The sequence below is a fragment of the Curtobacterium sp. MCBD17_023 genome (genome assembly GCF_003224415.1).
Lineage (GTDB): Bacteria > Actinomycetota > Actinomycetes > Actinomycetales > Microbacteriaceae > Curtobacterium.
Window position 1 is genome coordinate 18,497 of sequence record NZ_QKLJ01000016.1, and the last position, 15,553, is coordinate 34,049.

General features: G+C 71.6%; 11 protein-coding genes. 6 read left to right on the forward strand and 5 right to left on the reverse strand.

All coding sequences use genetic code 11. The annotated features are described in order from the left end of the window. Positions 1 to 5: 5 nt before the first annotated feature. Together hrpA and DEI84_RS13585 are read left to right on the forward strand one after the other, a co-directional pair. Positions 6 to 3,905 (forward strand): ATP-dependent RNA helicase HrpA, encoded by a 3,900-nt coding sequence (gene hrpA, locus DEI84_RS13580; RefSeq protein ID WP_110891265.1) that lies wholly within the window; start codon positions 6 to 8, stop codon positions 3,903 to 3,905. 41 nt (positions 3,906 to 3,946) lie between these two features. After that, complete coding sequence (locus DEI84_RS13585; protein WP_110826050.1) at positions 3,947 to 4,330, forward strand: VOC family protein; 384 nt, start codon at positions 3,947 to 3,949, stop codon at positions 4,328 to 4,330. 10 nt (positions 4,331 to 4,340) lie between these two features. On the opposite strand, the gene DEI84_RS13590 is transcribed toward DEI84_RS13585, so the two are convergent. After that, a complete protein-coding gene (locus DEI84_RS13590) occupies positions 4,341 to 4,961 on the reverse strand; it encodes a YbaK/EbsC family protein (RefSeq protein WP_110891243.1) in 621 nt (206 codons plus the stop codon). Positions 4,962 to 5,078: 117 nt separating this feature from the next. Here DEI84_RS13590 and DEI84_RS13595 point away from each other — a divergent pair, with 117 nt between their 5' ends. Beyond that, positions 5,079 to 5,417 carry a hypothetical protein gene (locus tag DEI84_RS13595; RefSeq protein ID WP_146236380.1) on the forward strand — a complete coding sequence of 113 codons (339 nt, stop codon included), beginning with the start codon at positions 5,079 to 5,081 and terminating at the stop codon, positions 5,415 to 5,417. Positions 5,418 to 5,738: 321 nt separating this feature from the next. Here the strand turns inward: DEI84_RS13595 and DEI84_RS13600 are convergent, their stop codons facing one another. The 4 genes from DEI84_RS13600 to DEI84_RS13615 are packed head-to-tail and all read right to left on the reverse strand — an operon-like array spanning position 5,739 to position 11,417. Further along, positions 5,739 to 8,210, reverse strand: a complete 2,472-nt coding sequence (locus tag DEI84_RS13600) for a glycoside hydrolase family 3 N-terminal domain-containing protein (protein ID WP_110891245.1) — start codon at positions 8,208 to 8,210, stop codon at positions 5,739 to 5,741. Continuing rightward, positions 8,207 to 9,088, reverse strand: coding sequence for a carbohydrate ABC transporter permease (locus tag DEI84_RS13605; RefSeq protein ID WP_110825959.1), 882 nt, complete (start codon positions 9,086 to 9,088; stop codon positions 8,207 to 8,209). Before DEI84_RS13605 ends, DEI84_RS13600 begins: the two co-directional genes overlap by 4 nt. Then, entirely contained in the window at positions 9,088 to 10,119 is a 1,032-nt protein-coding gene (locus DEI84_RS13610; RefSeq protein WP_110825958.1) for a carbohydrate ABC transporter permease, read from the reverse strand. The genes DEI84_RS13605 and DEI84_RS13610 overlap by 1 nt, the downstream gene beginning before the upstream one ends. Positions 10,120 to 10,121: 2 nt before the next feature. Next, the gene (locus DEI84_RS13615; RefSeq protein WP_110825957.1) at positions 10,122 to 11,417 is read right to left on the reverse strand and encodes an ABC transporter substrate-binding protein; all 1,296 of its coding nucleotides are present in this window, start codon (positions 11,415 to 11,417) and stop codon (positions 10,122 to 10,124) included. 200 nt (positions 11,418 to 11,617) lie between these two features. On the opposite strand from DEI84_RS13615, the gene DEI84_RS13620 reads away from it, so the two are divergent. The 3 genes from DEI84_RS13620 to DEI84_RS13630 all read left to right on the forward strand — a co-directional run bounded on the left by DEI84_RS13620 (position 11,618) and on the right by DEI84_RS13630 (position 15,540). After that, positions 11,618 to 12,649 carry a LacI family DNA-binding transcriptional regulator gene (locus DEI84_RS13620; protein WP_258367569.1) on the forward strand — a complete coding sequence of 344 codons (1,032 nt, stop codon included), beginning with the start codon at positions 11,618 to 11,620 and terminating at the stop codon, positions 12,647 to 12,649. Positions 12,650 to 13,278: 629 nt separating this feature from the next. After that, on the forward strand, positions 13,279 to 14,511 hold the full coding sequence (locus DEI84_RS13625) for an endo-1,4-beta-xylanase (protein WP_110891247.1): 1,233 nt from the start codon (positions 13,279 to 13,281) through the stop codon (positions 14,509 to 14,511). A 21-nt stretch (positions 14,512 to 14,532) separates the two neighbouring features. Then, entirely contained in the window at positions 14,533 to 15,540 is a 1,008-nt protein-coding gene (locus DEI84_RS13630; RefSeq protein ID WP_110825954.1) for a LacI family DNA-binding transcriptional regulator, read from the forward strand. Positions 15,541 to 15,553: the final 13 nt, after the last annotated feature.

The following is a 15,553-nucleotide window of genomic DNA, read 5'->3' on the forward strand; positions in this document are numbered from 1 at the left end:
TGCTCATGTCGAATCCCCCCGTCATCACGTACCCGCCGGAACTGCCCGTCTCCCAGCGGCGCGACGACATCGCCGCTGCGATCCGCGACAACCAGGTCGTCATCGTGGCCGGGGCGACGGGTTCGGGCAAGACGACGCAGCTGCCGAAGATCTGCCTGGAACTCGGACGCGAGAACATCGGCCACACGCAGCCCCGCCGCATCGCCGCGCGGACGATCGCCGAGCGAGTGGCCGACGAGCTCGGCGGTGAGCTGGGCGACCTGGTCGGGTACCAGGTCCGCTTCACCGACAAGGTGAGCGCGAACACCCGTATCAAGCTGATGACCGACGGCATCCTGCTGAACGAGATCCACTTCGACCGGGACCTCGAGCGGTACGACACGATCATCATCGACGAGGCGCACGAGCGGTCCCTCACCATCGACTTCCTGCTCGGGTACCTCAAGCGACTCCTCCCCCGCCGGCCCGACCTCAAGCTCATCATCACGAGTGCCACGATCGACCCGGAGTCGTTCTCACAGCACTTCGGCGGCGCCCCGATCGTCGAGGTGTCCGGGCGCACCTACCCGGTGGAGATCCGCTACCGGCCGCTCGTCGCCGACGAGGACGCCGCTGGCGACGACGAGGACGAGGACGAGTTCGACGAGCGTCCTGCCGGCACCCGACCGGCGACGTCGAAGGGCGGCGCCGCGGGCCGCACCGGGAGCCCGACGGCCGGCGATGACCGGGACCCGCTGCAGGGCATCACGGACGCGCTGGACGAACTCGCCCGCGAGGACCCGGGCGACGTCCTCGTGTTCCTGTCCGGCGAGAACGAGATCCGCGACGCCCAGGACGCCATCGAGGGCAAGCACTACCCGGGAACCGAGGTCCTGCCGCTGTACGGGCGGTTGTCCGCAGCCGACCAGCACCGGGTGTTCCAGCGCTCGACGACGCCGGGCGTCCGCCGTCGGGTGGTGCTGGCGACGAACGTCGCCGAGACCTCCCTGACGGTCCCCGGCATCAAGTACGTCATCGACACCGGGACGGCCCGCATCTCGCGGTACTCTCCCCGCGCCAAGGTGCAGCGACTGCCGATCGAGGCGATCTCGCAGGCGTCCGCGAACCAGCGCTCCGGTCGAGCCGGCCGCACGAGCGCGGGCATCGCGATCCGCCTGTACTCGGAGGACGACTTCGACCGTCGTCCCGAGTACACCGACCCGGAGATCCTCCGGACGAACCTGGCCGCCGTCATCCTGCAGATGATCTCCCTCGGCTTCGGTGACATCGAGTCGTTCCCGTTCCTGCAGCCGCCGGACTCGCGCGGCGTGAAGGACGGCCTCGACCTGCTGCGGGAACTCCGCGCCGTCGACACGGCCGGCGCCATCACGAAGACGGGCAAGCAGCTGACGCGGCTGCCGATCGACCCCCGCCTGGGTCGGATGGTGCTCGAGGCGAGCCGGCAGGGCGTCGGCCGGGAGGTCATCGCCATCGTCTCGGCCCTCAGCATCCAGGACCCGCGTGAGCGTCCACTCGAGAAGCGCGCGCAGGCCGACCAGCTGCACGCGCGCTTCGCCGACCCCACCAGCGACTTCCTGACCCTGCTCGGCCTCTGGAACCACCTGGAGGAGAAGCAGGAGGAACTGTCCTCGAGCGCGTTCCGCCGGATGTGCAAGGCGGAGTTCCTCAACCACCTCCGCATCCGCGAGTGGCAGGACCTGTACCGCCAGCTCTCGAGGGCGGCGAAGCAGGTCGGGATCCACGTCGGCAAGGAGCGCAAGGACGACCCCGACTCGGTCCACCGCGCGTTGCTCGCCGGGCTCCTCAGCCAGATCGGCCTGCGCGACCGTGAGAAGCGCGACTACCTCGGTTCGCGGAACACCCGCTTCGTGGTGTTCCCGGGCAGCGTGCTCGCGAAGAAGCAGCCGGACGCGGTGATGGCCGCCGAACTCGTCGAGACCAGCCGTCTGTTCGCCCGGACAGTCGCACGCATCGACCCAGCGTGGGTGGAGCCCCTGGCGGGTGACCTGCTCAAGCGCACCTACGGCGAACCGCACTGGGAGAAGAAGCAGGGCGCGGTCGTCGCGTTCGAGCGCGTCACGCTGTTCGGTGTGCCGATCGTCCAGCGACGCCGGGTGCAGTACAACCGGATCGACCCGGTGCACTCGCGGGAGCTGTTCATCCGGCACGCCCTGGTCGAGGGTGAATGGGACTCGCAGCAGGCGTTCGACCGCGCGAACCGGAAGCTCCGGCGTGAACTCGAACAGCTCGAGGAGCGGACCCGACGACGGGACATCCTGCTCGACGACGAGACGGTCGTCGAGTTCTACGACGCCCGCATCCCCGCCGAGGTCGCCACGACCCGCGACTTCGAAGGCTGGTGGCGCAGGACGCGCCGCGACCAGCCCGACCTCCTCACGATGCGCCGCGAGGACCTCCTCGACGAGTCCGCCGCATCCGCCGCTGAGGACGACGCCGAGTACCCGACCCAGTGGCGGAGCGGCGACCAGCGCCTCGCCGTCCGCTACCGCTTCGAGCCCGGCGCCGAAGACGACGGCGTGAGCGTCCAGGTGCCGCTCGCCGTCCTGCCGCGCATGCGGGAAGAGGGCTTCGACTGGCAGGTCCGCGGGCTCCGGAAGGAACTCGTCACCGCGCTCATCAAGGCGCTGCCGAAGCAGATCCGCAAGAACGTCGTCCCAGCCGCGGACTGGGCGGAGAAGATCGTCGCCGAACTGCCGGACGACGCCCCGACGACGCCGACCGAGAGCTTCCGCGCGACCCTGGCGAAGACGATCCAGCGGCTCGTGCACGTGCCCGTCTCCGAGTCCGACTTCGACATGTCGCGGGTGCCCGCGCACCTGTTGCCGACGTACGCGGTCGTCGACGAACGCGGACGCCGGGTCGAGGCCGGCAAGGACCTCGCCGCCCTGCAGACCAAGCTGAAGGACCGCACGCAGCAGAGCGTCGCCGCCGCCACGCAGCGGCAGGGCCGGCCGGGAGGCTCGTCCCGGGTCGCGGACGCCGGCTCGGGTCGCCGCATCGAACGGTCCGGCCTGACCGCTTGGCCGGACGAGGACCTGCCCGAGGTGCTCGACACGAAGCAGGCCGGTGGGGTGATCCGCGCCTACCCGGCACTCGTCGAGGAGGGCAGCGGGCCGAAGGCGACCGTCGGCGTGCAGCTCCTCGCGACGCCGGGAGACCGCGCCGTCCAGATGCCCGCGGGGGTGCGTCGACTCGTCATGCTCGCGGTGCCGTCCCCCGTCTCCTACATCCAGCAGCACCTCACCGCGCAGGAGAAGCTCGCCCTCGCCGCGAGTCCCTACCCGTCCACGTCGGCGCTGTTCGACGACGTCCTGGCCGCCGTGGTCGACGCCGGGATCCGCCGGACCCACCCGGACGGTCTCGTCTTCACCCGGGCAGCGTTCGAGCAGGTCCGGGATGCGGTCTCCGCGACGGTGGTGGACACGATGTTCACCGCCGTGTCCGAGGTCGCGGCCGTCCTCACCGCGCAGCGGAACGCCGAGCGGGCGCTGAAGCAGGCGACGAACATGGCGCTGCTGCCGGCACTGTCGGACATGCGCCAGCAGATGGAACGGCTGGTCTTCGCCGGGTTCGTCTCGGTCGCCGGACTCGACCGGCTGCGACGCATCCGCGTGTACCTGCAGGGCATCGAGGCCCGGGTGACGAAGCTCCTGCAGAACCCCGGCCGGGACGCCGGCTGGATGCGCGAGGTCACCGGCGCGACCGATCGCTACGTCGAGGCCGGGGGCGCGTTCCCGCCGGTCGTGGGGTCGCATCCGGAGCTCGTGCACGCCCGGTGGATGCTCGAGGAGTTCCGCCTCAGTCTGTTCGCGCAGGAGCTCGGCACCGCCGAGACCGTCTCCCTGCAGCGGATCACGAAGGCCCTCACCGCGGCCTCACGCTGACCGGAGGACGGCTCCTGCCCACGAGGACTACGGTGACCGCCATGATCGGCTCACTCGACGTCGTCGTCCTCGACTGCCCGGACCCCGCGGCCCTCGCCCGCTTCTACGCCGAGCTCCTCGGGGGCGTCGTCGAGGAGGCCGAGACGCTCACTCCGGACGACGAGTGGGTGGAGGTCACCCTGCCGTTCGCCGGGCACCGCCCCCTGCTCGCCTTCCAACGGGTCGACGACTACCGAGCGCCGGTGTGGCCCGGGCAGGACGTGCCGCAGCAGGCCCACCTCGACGTCAAGGTCGACGACCTCGACGCGGGCGAGCGAGCCGTGCTGGCGATCGGAGCGGCCGCGACCGGCGAGGGGACGGACACGTTCCGCGTCTACCTCGACCCGGCCGGGCACCCGTTCTGCCTGGTCCGACCGCAGGACTGACCGCGAGCCGTCAGCCGACCTGCTCGGAGCCCGTACCGGTGCCTGCATCGGCATCGGCATCGGCATCGACATCGGCCGCGTCGGCGTCGGCGGCGGGTTCGACCGCGAGCCCCTCGACGACCTCGACCCGGGGCAACGCGGCGAGCACCGCACCGGGCAGGAACAGCTTCGCCCCGCGCACGCCCGCACCGATGACGACCTCGGGCGCCTCGAGCACCCGTGCGTCGACGTACACGGACCAGTCGGCGGGCAGCCCGATCGGGGTGATCCCGCCGTACTCCATGCCGGTGCGCTCCACGGCGTCCTCCATCGGCGCGAAGCTGACCTTCCGGGCGCCGAGCAACCCCTTCACGGTGCGGTTCACGTCGAGCTTCGTGGAGGCGAGCACGACGCAGGCCGCGTACGTCACGGTGTCACCCCGCTTGCCCGCGACGACGATGCAGTTCGCGCCGCCCGCGACCGGGAAGCCGTACGCCTCGGAGAACGCCGCGGTGTCGGCGAGCTCGGGGTCGATCGGCGCGGCCTCGATGCGTTGCAGCACCTCGAACGGCAGGGCGACCAGGGCCTCCGCGACCGGGATGGCGATCGAGCCGGTGGCGAGCAGGACGGGCATGCGGTTCAGCGTGGGCATCCCCCCACCCTAGGGACGGGAACCACCGCGACTGGTCAGGAGTCGACCCGTCCGCAGCGGACAGCCCGTGCGGACGCCCGGGGACGCACGGGCACCCGTGCCCGGTAGCCTCGCGACATGGGGGAGGAACCACGAGTCCATCGGCCGGACCGGTGGCGTGTGCTGCGCGACGTCCTCATCGCGGTGCCGCCCGGCATCGAGACCGTCGTCGTCATCGTCGGGCTCGTGGCGTCGATCGATGCGCCGTACGAGAGCGAACGAGCCTGGGCACCGTGGGCGTGGCCGGCGCGGGCGACGCTGTGGACCTTCCCGCTCGCCCTCGTCGCGGTGGCCGTCGCGGTCGGTCTCCGGCGGGTCGCCGGTCGGACCACCGCAATCTGGCTCGCGGCCGCTTCCGCGGCGCTCGGGGTCCTCCCGTTCGTCGTCGCGGTCCAGATCGCCCTGCGCGCGGTCTGACGACCGGCGCCCGGTCCCCGCGCAGACCCCGCGACGCCCCCACGCCGACGCCCACAGCTGGACACCCAGCCCGAGGGCGATGGAGCCCGCTGTCAGCCCGCCGGTCGCCATCGGCAGCGCTGCTTCCGCGCCACCCAGGGCGGGCGGCCGGCGGGCGCTCCGTGCTGAGCGACACCGTTCGCAGACCGCAGCCCGAGGGCCGTCGCCAGGCGGGGACCGTGCAGTGGGCACGACGGACGGGAGGCCCGCGACCGACTGGTCACGGGCCTCCCGTCCGACGCACCGCGCTCCCCGCGGTGGGCGTCTCCGGCTGGTTCCCCGTCAGCCGACGACCTCCCAGGTGACCAGTCGCGCGTCGCGGGTGGTCACCTCGTGGACGGGCCCCACGACCGCGATCCGCGCTCGCGGAGTCGCCGTGCCGGGCACCGCCGGCGCCGCGGTCGCTCGCTCGTTGACGATCGCGCCGCCGGTCGACGCGTCGACGTCCGCGACGGAAGCAGAGGCCGCCGCGTGCGACCCGACCCACACCTCGACGTCACCGGGCTCGACGATCCGGACCATGCGCCGGTCGCTGAACGCCAGACGCGTGGTGGGCACCGTGAACGCGAGCCGGACGGTCTCCCCCGCGTCGAGGTCGACACGTGCGTAGCCGAGCAGCTGCACGACGGGCCGGGTGACCGAGCCGTGGACGTCGTGCCCGAAGAGCTGCACGACGTGCCCACCCGCGACCGAGCTGGTGTTCGTCACGGTGACGCTCGCGGTGAAGGTGCCCCCGGCCTGCACCGAGCCGTCGACGACCAGGTCCGAGTACGCGAAGGACGCGTACGACAGGCCGAAGCCGAACGGCCGGACCGGCGTGGAGTCGGTCGCGGTGACGTCCGACGGACCGCCGAGCACCGGGTGCAGGTACGAGTACGGCTGCGCCCCCGCGGACCGGGGCAGCGAGACCGGCAGGCGACCGGAGGGGTTCACCCGCCCGGTGACGACGTCGGCGATCGCGAGTCCGCCGCCCTCGCCGGGGAAGAACGCCTGCAGCACCGCCGCCGGACGGGGCTGGTCCCCGTCGAGCGCCCAGCTGATCGCGTACGGGCGGCCGGTGAGGAGCACCAGGACGACGGGCGTGCCGGTGGCGACCACGGCCTCCACCAGGTCGCGCTGCACGCCGGGCAGGTCGAGCGACTCGGAGTCGTTGCCCTCGCCGACGGTGCCGCGCCCGAAGAGGCCGGCCTGGTCGCCGACGACGACGACGGCGAGCTCGGCGTCGGCAGCGGCGGAGACGGCAGCGGCGATGCCGGTCCGGTCCTCCCCCTCGACCGTGCAGCCCTCGACGACACGGACCGATGCGCCGGCGAGCGCGTCGGTCAGTGCCTCGGCCACGGTCGGGATGGAGAACCCGAGCGGCAGCCCGGGGTGAGCGGCCAGGACGTGGTTCGCGAACGAGTAGCAGCCCTGCAGGGCCTCGGCCCGGTCGGCGTTCGGGCCGATGACCGCGACGGAGCGCGGTGTCCGCCGGACCGGGAGCACGCCGTCGTTGGCGAGCAGCACGACGGATTCCTCGGCGAGCCGTCGGGCGAGGGCCTGGTGCCGCGGCGAGTCGAGGTCGACCCCGGTGGGCGGCTCGTCCTCGTACGCGTCTGCGTCGAGCAGGCCGAGCGCCTCCTTCTGCGCGAGCGCACGGAGGACGGCACGGTCGACGAACGCCTCGTCGAACTGCCCGGACCGCACCCGGTCGACGAGCGGCTGCAGGTACGCGTCACCGGTGGGCAGCTCGACGTCGATGCCGGCCTCGAGGGCGAGCGCTGCCGCTTCCCCACGGTCGGCGGCGACGGCGTGCATGACCTCGAGGAAGGCGACAGCGAAGTAGTCCGCGACGACGGTGCCGTCGAAGCCGAGCTGCTCACGGAGCACCCCGGTCAGGTACTCGGGGCTGGCCGCCATCGGGACACCGTCGGTCTCGGTGTACGAGTTCATGACCGAACGGGCGTTCCCGTCGAGCAGTGCCATCTCGAACGGCGGCAGGAACACGTCGCGGATCTCCCGCGGCCCGGCGGACACCGGTCCGTGGTTCCGTCCACCCCGCGATGACGAGTAGCCGAGGAAGTGCTTCAGCGTGGCGTGCACGCCGGCGTCCTGCAGTCCGCGGACGTAGGCGGTGCCGACGGTCCCGACGAGGTACGGGTCCTCGGCGATGCACTCGTCCACCCGGCCCCAGCGGGGGTCCCGGATGACGTCGAGCACCGGGGCGAGGCCCTGGTGGATGCCGAGTTCGCGCATCGAGTCGCCGATGGCGCGGCCGACCTGCTCGACGAGCTCCGGGTCGAACGACGCACCCCACGCGAGCGGGGTCGGGAAGGTCGCGGCCTTCCACGCGGCGAGCCCGGTGAGGCACTCCTCGTGCACGAGCGCGGGGATGCCGAGTCGGGTCTCCCGCTTCAGGCGCCGCTGCTCCTGCCAGAGCCACGCGGCTCGCTCCTCGGCGTCGACCGGTCGGGTCCCGTAGACGCGGGTGTAGTGCCCGATGCCGTCGCGGGTGACCTCCGGCAGGGTCGCCTGGGCGTCCTGCGCGGCCGCCATCTCGCCCTGCATGGGGGCGACGACGCCGTTCTGGTCGAGCCAGTAGCCGACGATCTGCGCCGCCTTCTCCTCGAGGGTCATCCGGGCGAGCAGGTCGCGGACGCGGTCACTCACCTCGGGGACGGCCGGGAGGCCCGGGGTCGGGTCCGCCAGGTCGGTCCGGGCCGCGCCGACGGCGCGGTCCCCCGACGTGTGCCGGGGCTGGTTCGTGATCGTCATCCCTTGACCGCCCCGGTGAGCCCGCCGACGATCCGACGCTGGAAGATCGTGAAGAACACGAGGGCGGGGATCATCGACATGGACGTGAACGCGAGCACCTTGGCGGTGTCGACCGAGTACTGCGACGAGAACGCCTGCACACCGAGCGGCAGGGTGTAGCTGCCCTCGTTGTTGAGGATGAACAGCGGCAGGATGTAGCTGTTCCAGCTGGCGATGAACGCCAGGATGCCGACCGTCACGACACCGGGCAGGGACAGCGGCACGATCATCCGGAAGAAGAAGCCGAGGCGGCTGGCGCCGTCGATGGACGCGGCCTCCTCGAGCTCGTCGGGGATGGCCCGGAGGAACGGCACCAGGATGATGACCGTCGTCGGCAGGGCGAAGGCGATCTGCGGCAGGATCACGCCGGCCAGGCTGTTCGTGAGACCGAGGTCCTTGATGAGCAGGTACAGCGGCGTGATCGCGACGGTGATCGGGAACATCAGGCCGGCGGCGAACAGGGCGTAGAGCGCGCCGCGGCCGGCGAACCGGTAGCGGGCGAGCACGTAGCTCACCATCAGGCCGAGCACGACGACACCGGCGGTGGTGGCGACGGCGCTGATCGTCGAGTTGCCGAGCTCACGCCAGAAGATCGAGCTGCTCAGCACCGAGCCGTAGTTGCCGAGTTCGAACGGCGCCGGCAGACCCGCCGGGCTCGTGGTGATCTGCGAGTTCGTCCGGAACCCGCCCAGCACGATGTACAGCACCGGGGCGAGGTTGGCGGCGACGAACAGGATCGCCACGACGTAGGTGAGCGGGTTGGCGCGACCGATGGCCGCACTCGACCGGCGCTCCCGCGTCGCCCGTCGCCCAGGGGCGACGATGCTCGTGGTGGCCATCACTTCTTCCTCTCGGTGATCGCGCCCGCGGTGTCCCGGCGGAGCACGAAGTGCTGGTAGATCAGCGCGACGGCCAGGGAGATGACGAACATCACGACGGCGACCGCGCTGCCGAAGCCGAAGTTCCCGGAGTTGCGCCCGTTGCCGACCATGTACGTGGCCATCGTCGAGGTGCCGGCGGTCGAGGCGATGTACTGCCCCCAGATGATGTAGACGAGGTCGAACAGCTGGAGCGACCCGATGATGGACAGGAACGCCCAGATGCGGATCGTCGGGCCGAGCAGCGGCAGGGTGATGCGACGCTGGATCTGCCAGTAGCCGGCACCGTCGATCGCAGCCGCCTCGAACAGCTCCTCGGGGATGCTCTGCAGACCGGCGAGGAACAGGATCACCGCGAAGCCGATGTACTTCCACGAGATGATCACGAGCAGCGTCCAGATGGCGATGTCCGGGTTGGACAGCCAGTCCGCCCGCAGGCCGCCGAGGCCGATCGTCTGCAGCATGTCGTTGACGGCGCCGTTGGACTGCAGGAGCAGGCTCCACCCCGTGCCGACGATGACCTCGGAGATGACGTACGGCACGAAGACGAGCACGCGGACGAGTCCGCGGCCGTGCATCTTCTGGTTGAGCAGCAGTGCGAGCACGATGGCGATCGGCCCCTGCAGCACCAGGGAGAGCACGACGATGAAGCCGTTGTGCATGAGGACCGAGTGGAAGGCCTGGTCCTGGAAGATGATGAGGTAGTTCTGCAACCCGACGAAGTCGGTGGGCGGGCCGTAGCCCTGCCACTTGAAGAACCCGTAGTACGCCGCCATGGCGACGGGCAGGATGACGAACGTCACGAAGACGATCACGGCGGGACCGGCGAGGACGGCGATCTCCGCGCGCTGCCGCCAGTCCGCGAGCCGCTTGGCGGGCCGACGCCCGGCGGGGCGCGGTGCGCTGGACGCACCGCTCCCCGCCGGCGTGGACCCCGCGGCGCCGTCCGACCCGGTGGCCGGGGTCGTGCCGAGCGAGGTGTTGAGGGTCATGGTCAGCCTTTGGCCGCAGCCTGGTTGGTGGTGGTGACGATGTCCTTCGCGGTCCCCTTGCCGGCGAGGACGTCCACGACGCTGGTGTTCAGCGCGTTGCCGACGTTCTGGCCGTACAGGGTGTCGAGGTACTGCGAGACGAACGGGGCTTCCTTGTAGGCGGCCAGGGCCGACTTCAGGTACGGCTCCGACACGACGGACTGTGCGTCCTGGTTGACGGGGATCGCCTGGAAGGCCTTGTAGTAGCCCTCCTGGTTGTCCTTCTGCACGATGAAGTTGAGGAAGTCGGTGCACGCCTTCTTCGGGGCCTGCGCGGTGCAGGAGTAGCCGTCGACGCCACCCATCATCGACTTCGGGTCACCCTTGCCACCCTCGACCGCGGGGAACGGGAACCAGCCGAGGTCGGGCAGCGGCTTGGCGTCCGGGGTGAGCGAGGAGATCACGCCCGGGTCCCACGCGCCCATGAGTTCCATGGCCGCCTTGTGGTTGGCGAGCAGACCCGCGGAGCTCCCCGCGCCCTGCTGGGCGGCGGTGGTCAGGAAGCCCTTGTTGAACGGCTTCGTGTCGTTGAAGTCCTCGAGCTGCTTGCCGGCTTCGGTCCAGCACTTGTCGTCGAACTTCAACGACTCGGCGGCACCGGTCAGGGTCTTCTCGCTGCAGGCGCGGAGGGCGAAGTTGTAGTACCAGTGCGCGGCCGGCCAGGCGTCCTTCGCACCGACGGCGACGGGGTCGACACCCGAGTCCTTGAGCTTGGCGATGTCCTCGTTGAGCTCGTCCATCGTGGTGGGGGTGCCCTCGATGCCGGCCTTCTCGAAGAGGTCCTGGCTGTACCAGATGCCCTCGGGGAGCACGGCGACGGGCATCGCGTAGGTGCCGTCCTTCGCGTCGTAGCCCGAGAAGGTCCCGGCGCTGATCGACTTCTTCGCGTCGGCGCTGATCGAGTCCTTGATGTCGAGCAGCTGCCCGGCGTTGATCATCGCGTTGAGCTTGCCGCCACCGCGCTGCAGGAACACGTCGGGGCCGTCGCCGGAGTTGAGCGCGGTCTGGAGCTTGCCGTCCAGGTCCTCGTTCTGGATCGCCTGGATCTTGACCGTCACGTTCGGGTTCTTCGCCTCGAACGCCTTGACGGTGTCCTCCCAGTAGGCCTTGCCGGGGCCGGTGGTGGAGTTGTGCCAGAAGGTCATCGTGACCTTGCCGTCGCCGTCGTCGGCGGCTCCGCCGCTCGAGCAGCCCGTGGCGAGCAGTGCGGTGCCGGCTGCGATGGCGATGGCCGCCGCGAACCTGTTCTTCCTCGTCATTGTGGAGTCCCTCGGTAGTCGTCGTTGACATGCGACCGCGAGGCCGCAGGGAGAGCATGCACGGCGGTCCGAGCCGCTGTCAATCGATTTCGATAACGATTTCTGTCCGGTGCGCGGCATGGACGGTCGATGTCGCGCTCCATGCCTCGGACTCGGTCGTGGCGTGCCGGACGGAGCCCGTGGACGAGTACGGTGTCGACGTGGATGCCATCGCCCGTCCTGCTCCCCTCCCGGGGCGGACCACCATCAGCGATGTCGCGCGAGCCGCCGGCGTCTCGGTGCCGACCGTCTCGAAGGTCATCAACGGGCGCGACGGTGTCGCCGCCGCCACCTCGCAGCGGGTGCTCGCCGTGATCGAGTCACTCGGGTACGAGAGCTCCCTCGTCGCCCGGAGCCTCCGGCGCAGCCGCACCGACGTCATCGGCATCCTCGTCACGGAGTTCGAGCCGTTCTCCACCGAGCTCCTCAAGGGCATCTCGTCGGCCGCCGACGGCACGGGCTACGAACTGCTCGCCTACGCCGGACTCGTCAGCGGGGAGGCCCGGCCCGGCTGGGAGCGCCGGTCGCTCTCCCGCCTCGCCGGCACCCTGATCGACGGCGCGATCGTCGTCACGCCGACCACGCTCATGGCGAGCACGCCGATCCCGGTCGTCTCGATCGACCCGCACACCGGACCCGAGGGCCACGCGGCCATCGACTCGGACAACATCGGCGGGGCCCGAGCGGCGACCGAGCACCTCATCGGCCTCGGACACCGCCGGATCGCACACATCCGGGGTCGCGCGGACCTGGCGTCGGCCGAACTCCGCGAGATCGGCTACCGGCAGTCGCTCGAGGCCGCGGGCATCCCGTTCGACCCGGACCTGGTGTGCGTCGGCGACTACCAGACCACGGTCAGCGCCGAGGTCGCCCGCGAGCTCCTCTCCCGCCCGGACCGTCCGACCGCGGTCTTCGCGGCGAACGACAGCTCGGCGATCGGGGTGCTCCAGGTCGCGGGCGAACTCGGACTCCGGGTGCCGCAGGACCTCTCGGTGGTGGGCTTCGACGACGTGCCGCAGGCCGCGAACGCCGCTCCCCCGCTGACGACCGTCGCCCAGCCGCTGCACGACCTCGGCGCCGAGGCCCTCCGGATGCTCCTCGAGCTCCTCGGCGGGCGGGACGTCCCCGCGCACGTGCAGCTGCCGGCGTCGCTCGTGGTGCGTGCGAGCACCGCCCCACCGCCCGGCGCGTGAGACGCCCCCGGGCACGGAGGACGCCGCCGCCGTATCCCGCGGCGTCTCGCCTGGTCGGCGGCGTCGTCGGCAGACGGGGGTGTCTCGCCCCCGCCCCGCGCGCTGGACAGGAGGCCCGGTGCCCGACCGAGCCGCGCCTCCCGTCCCGGCAACCTCGGCGCGCGAGACACCGGCGTCTGCGCACGACGCCGCCCTGCCCGCGAGACGCCGCCACTTCCGGCGGCGTCTCGCCTGGCCAGGGGCGTCTCGCGTCGGCAGCGGCGTCTCGCCTGGCCAGGGGCGTCTCGCGTCGGCGGCGGCGTCCGTCGGCAGACGGGGGCGTCCCGCCTCCGCCCGCGCGCAGGACGGGAGGCTCGGTGCCCGACCGAGCCGCGCCTCCCGTCCGGTGTCCTGACGCGCGAGACGCCGGCGTCCGTGCACGACGCCGCCCCACCCGCGAGACGCCGGCACTTCCGGCGGCGTCCCGCCTGGCCAGGGGCGTCTCGCGTCGACAGCGGCGTCACACCTGGTCGGCGGCGCCGCCGGCAGACGGGGGCGTCCCGCTGACGGGCGACGACGTCGCACACACCCCTCGAGTCCGCGAGCCGGACCTGATACGTTGCCGCTCACAACAAATCGGGAGGCCGTCGATGGCGACGCACCAGGACACAGCACACCGGACCGGCGAGGCGGTCGTCACCGTCACCGACGCGGACGGCGCTCCCGTCGCGGACGCCGACGTCCGAGTCGAGCAGCGGCGGCACGCGTTCGGCTTCGGCAACATCGGCTTCGACTTCGTCGGGCTGGCGAACGGCGAGCCGGACGTCGGGACGCCGGAGCTCGCGGACCTGTGGCTCGACGTCTTCAACACCGCGACCCTGCCGTTCTACTGGGGCCGGTTCGAGCCGGAGCGCGGGCAGCCGGACACCGGACGACTCCAGCGCACCGCCGGGTGGTTCCGCGACCGAGGCGTCGCGACGAAGGGACATCCCCTCGTCTGGCACACCGTGCAACCCGACTGGCTGCTCGGCCTGGGGAACGACGAGGTGGAGCGCCTGCAGCGCGAGCGGATCCGCCGGGAGGTCAGCGACTTCGCCGGGCTGGTGGACACGTGGGACGCGATCAACGAGGTCGTGATCATGCCGCACTTCGCGAACGGCGACAACGCGATCACGCCGCTCGCACTGGCACGCGGCCGCCTGGCGATGATCCGGATGGCCGTCGAGGAGGCCCGCACCACGAACCCCGCCGTCACGCTGCTGCTCAACGACTTCGACCTCTCGGACGCCTACGAGTGCCTGATCGAGGGCGTCCTCGAGGCCGGCATCCGCATCGACGCGATCGGGCTGCAGACCCACATGCACCAGGGCTACTGGGGTGAGGACACCATGCTCGCGATGGTCGACCGGTTCGCCCGGTACGGCCTGCCGCTGCACCTGACCGAGACGTCACTCGTGTCCGGCGAGCTCATGCCCGCGCACATCGTCGACCTCAACGACCACGTGGTCGACTCGTGGCCGTCGACGCCCGAGGGCGAGGCACGTCAGGCGGACGAACTCGAACGGCACTACCGCAGCCTGGTCGGGCACCCGGCCGTCGAGGCGATCACCTACTGGGGCATCACGGACGAGGGGGCGTGGCTGGGCGCACCGATCGGGCTCGTCCGGGCCGACGGCACCCCGAAGCCGTCCTACGACGCCCTCCGTCGGCTGGTGAAGGACGAGTGGTGGACACCGCCGACCACCCTGCGCACCGACGACGCCGGGCGGGTGGTGTTCCGCGGGTTCCGCGGCGAGTACGCCGTCCGCGTCGGGGCACAGGAGACCACCGTCACCGTCGGCGACGACGGCCCGGCGCACGTGCGGGTCCGCACCGTCGGCTGACGACCGCGCTACGGTGCTGTCATGCGAGCGACCGTGCGGGACGTGGCCGCCCTCGCGGGGGTGTCGCCGAAGACGGTGTCCAACGTCGTCAACGGCGGTGTCGTCGTGCGCCCGGAGACGCGGGCCCGGGTGGAGGCCGCGGTCGCCGAACTGGCGTACGTGCCGAACCTCTCCGCCCGTGGCCTCCGCAACGGCCGGACCGGCGCCATCGCCCTGACGCTGCCGGAGCTCGCGAGCGCGTACTCGGCGGACCTCGCGCGGTGGTTCGTCGAACTCGCGCACGACCGAGGGCTCGTCGTGCAGTTGGAGCAGACCGCCGACGACCCGGAACGCGAACGCGAACTGGTGTCCCGCGCGCGGGCACACCTGGTGGACGGTCTCGTGCTCAACCCGGTGTCGCTCAGCGCGAGCACCCTCGCGAACACCGAGGGTTTGCCGCCGACGGTCGTCATCGGCGAGGTCGAGCCCGAGCAGGTCGACCAGGTGCACGTGGACAGCCGAGCAGCGGCCCGGGAGGTCACGACGATGCTCCTCGACCGAGGGCACCGGCGCATCGCCGTGGTCGGGGCACCACGGCGCGACGGGGTCACCGCGACGGCGCGGCTGCGGCAGCTCGGCCACGACGACGCGGTCGGCAGCGCAGACCTGCACGTCGACCCCGCACTCCGGGTGCCGCTCCCCGAATGGACCACCGCCGCCGCCGCCACCGCCTTCGCCACCTGGCTCGACGGGAACCCCCTGCCCGACGCCGTGTTCGCGTTCACGGACTCGATCGCGTTCGGCGTGCTGCACGTCCTGGCAGCTCGGGGTGTGCGGGTGCCCGAGCAGGTGAGCGTCGTCGGGTTCGACGACGTCGACCAGGCCGCGTTCGCGATCCCCGCGCTCACCACGGTGTCGTTCGACCGTCGGGCCTTCGCGGACGCCGCCCTCGACCTGTTGGAGCGGCGGATCGCCGACCGGGAGGCACCGGTCCGGACGGTCGTCGTGCCGCACCGGATCGTGGAGCGCGCGAGCGTCGCCACCCGCTGACGAACGGGCCCCG

Bases quoted from the DNA above. Each gene is read 5' to 3' on its own strand.
- hrpA (WP_110891265.1), top strand. From the start codon at position 6: ATGTCGAATCCCCCCGTCATCACGTACCCGCCGGAACTGCCCGTCTCC.
- DEI84_RS13585 (WP_110826050.1), top strand. From the start codon at position 3,947: ATGATCGGCTCACTCGACGTCGTCGTCCTCGACTGCCCGGACCCCGCG.
- DEI84_RS13590 (WP_110891243.1), bottom strand. From the start codon at position 4,961: ATGCCCACGCTGAACCGCATGCCCGTCCTGCTCGCCACCGGCTCGATC.
- DEI84_RS13595 (WP_146236380.1), top strand. From the start codon at position 5,079: ATGGGGGAGGAACCACGAGTCCATCGGCCGGACCGGTGGCGTGTGCTG.
- DEI84_RS13600 (WP_110891245.1), bottom strand. From the start codon at position 8,210: ATGACGATCACGAACCAGCCCCGGCACACGTCGGGGGACCGCGCCGTC.
- DEI84_RS13605 (WP_110825959.1), bottom strand. From the start codon at position 9,088: ATGGCCACCACGAGCATCGTCGCCCCTGGGCGACGGGCGACGCGGGAG.
- DEI84_RS13610 (WP_110825958.1), bottom strand. From the start codon at position 10,119: ATGACCCTCAACACCTCGCTCGGCACGACCCCGGCCACCGGGTCGGAC.
- DEI84_RS13615 (WP_110825957.1), bottom strand. From the start codon at position 11,417: ATGACGAGGAAGAACAGGTTCGCGGCGGCCATCGCCATCGCAGCCGGC.
- DEI84_RS13625 (WP_110891247.1), top strand. From the start codon at position 13,279: ATGGCGACGCACCAGGACACAGCACACCGGACCGGCGAGGCGGTCGTC.
- DEI84_RS13630 (WP_110825954.1), top strand. From the start codon at position 14,533: ATGCGAGCGACCGTGCGGGACGTGGCCGCCCTCGCGGGGGTGTCGCCG.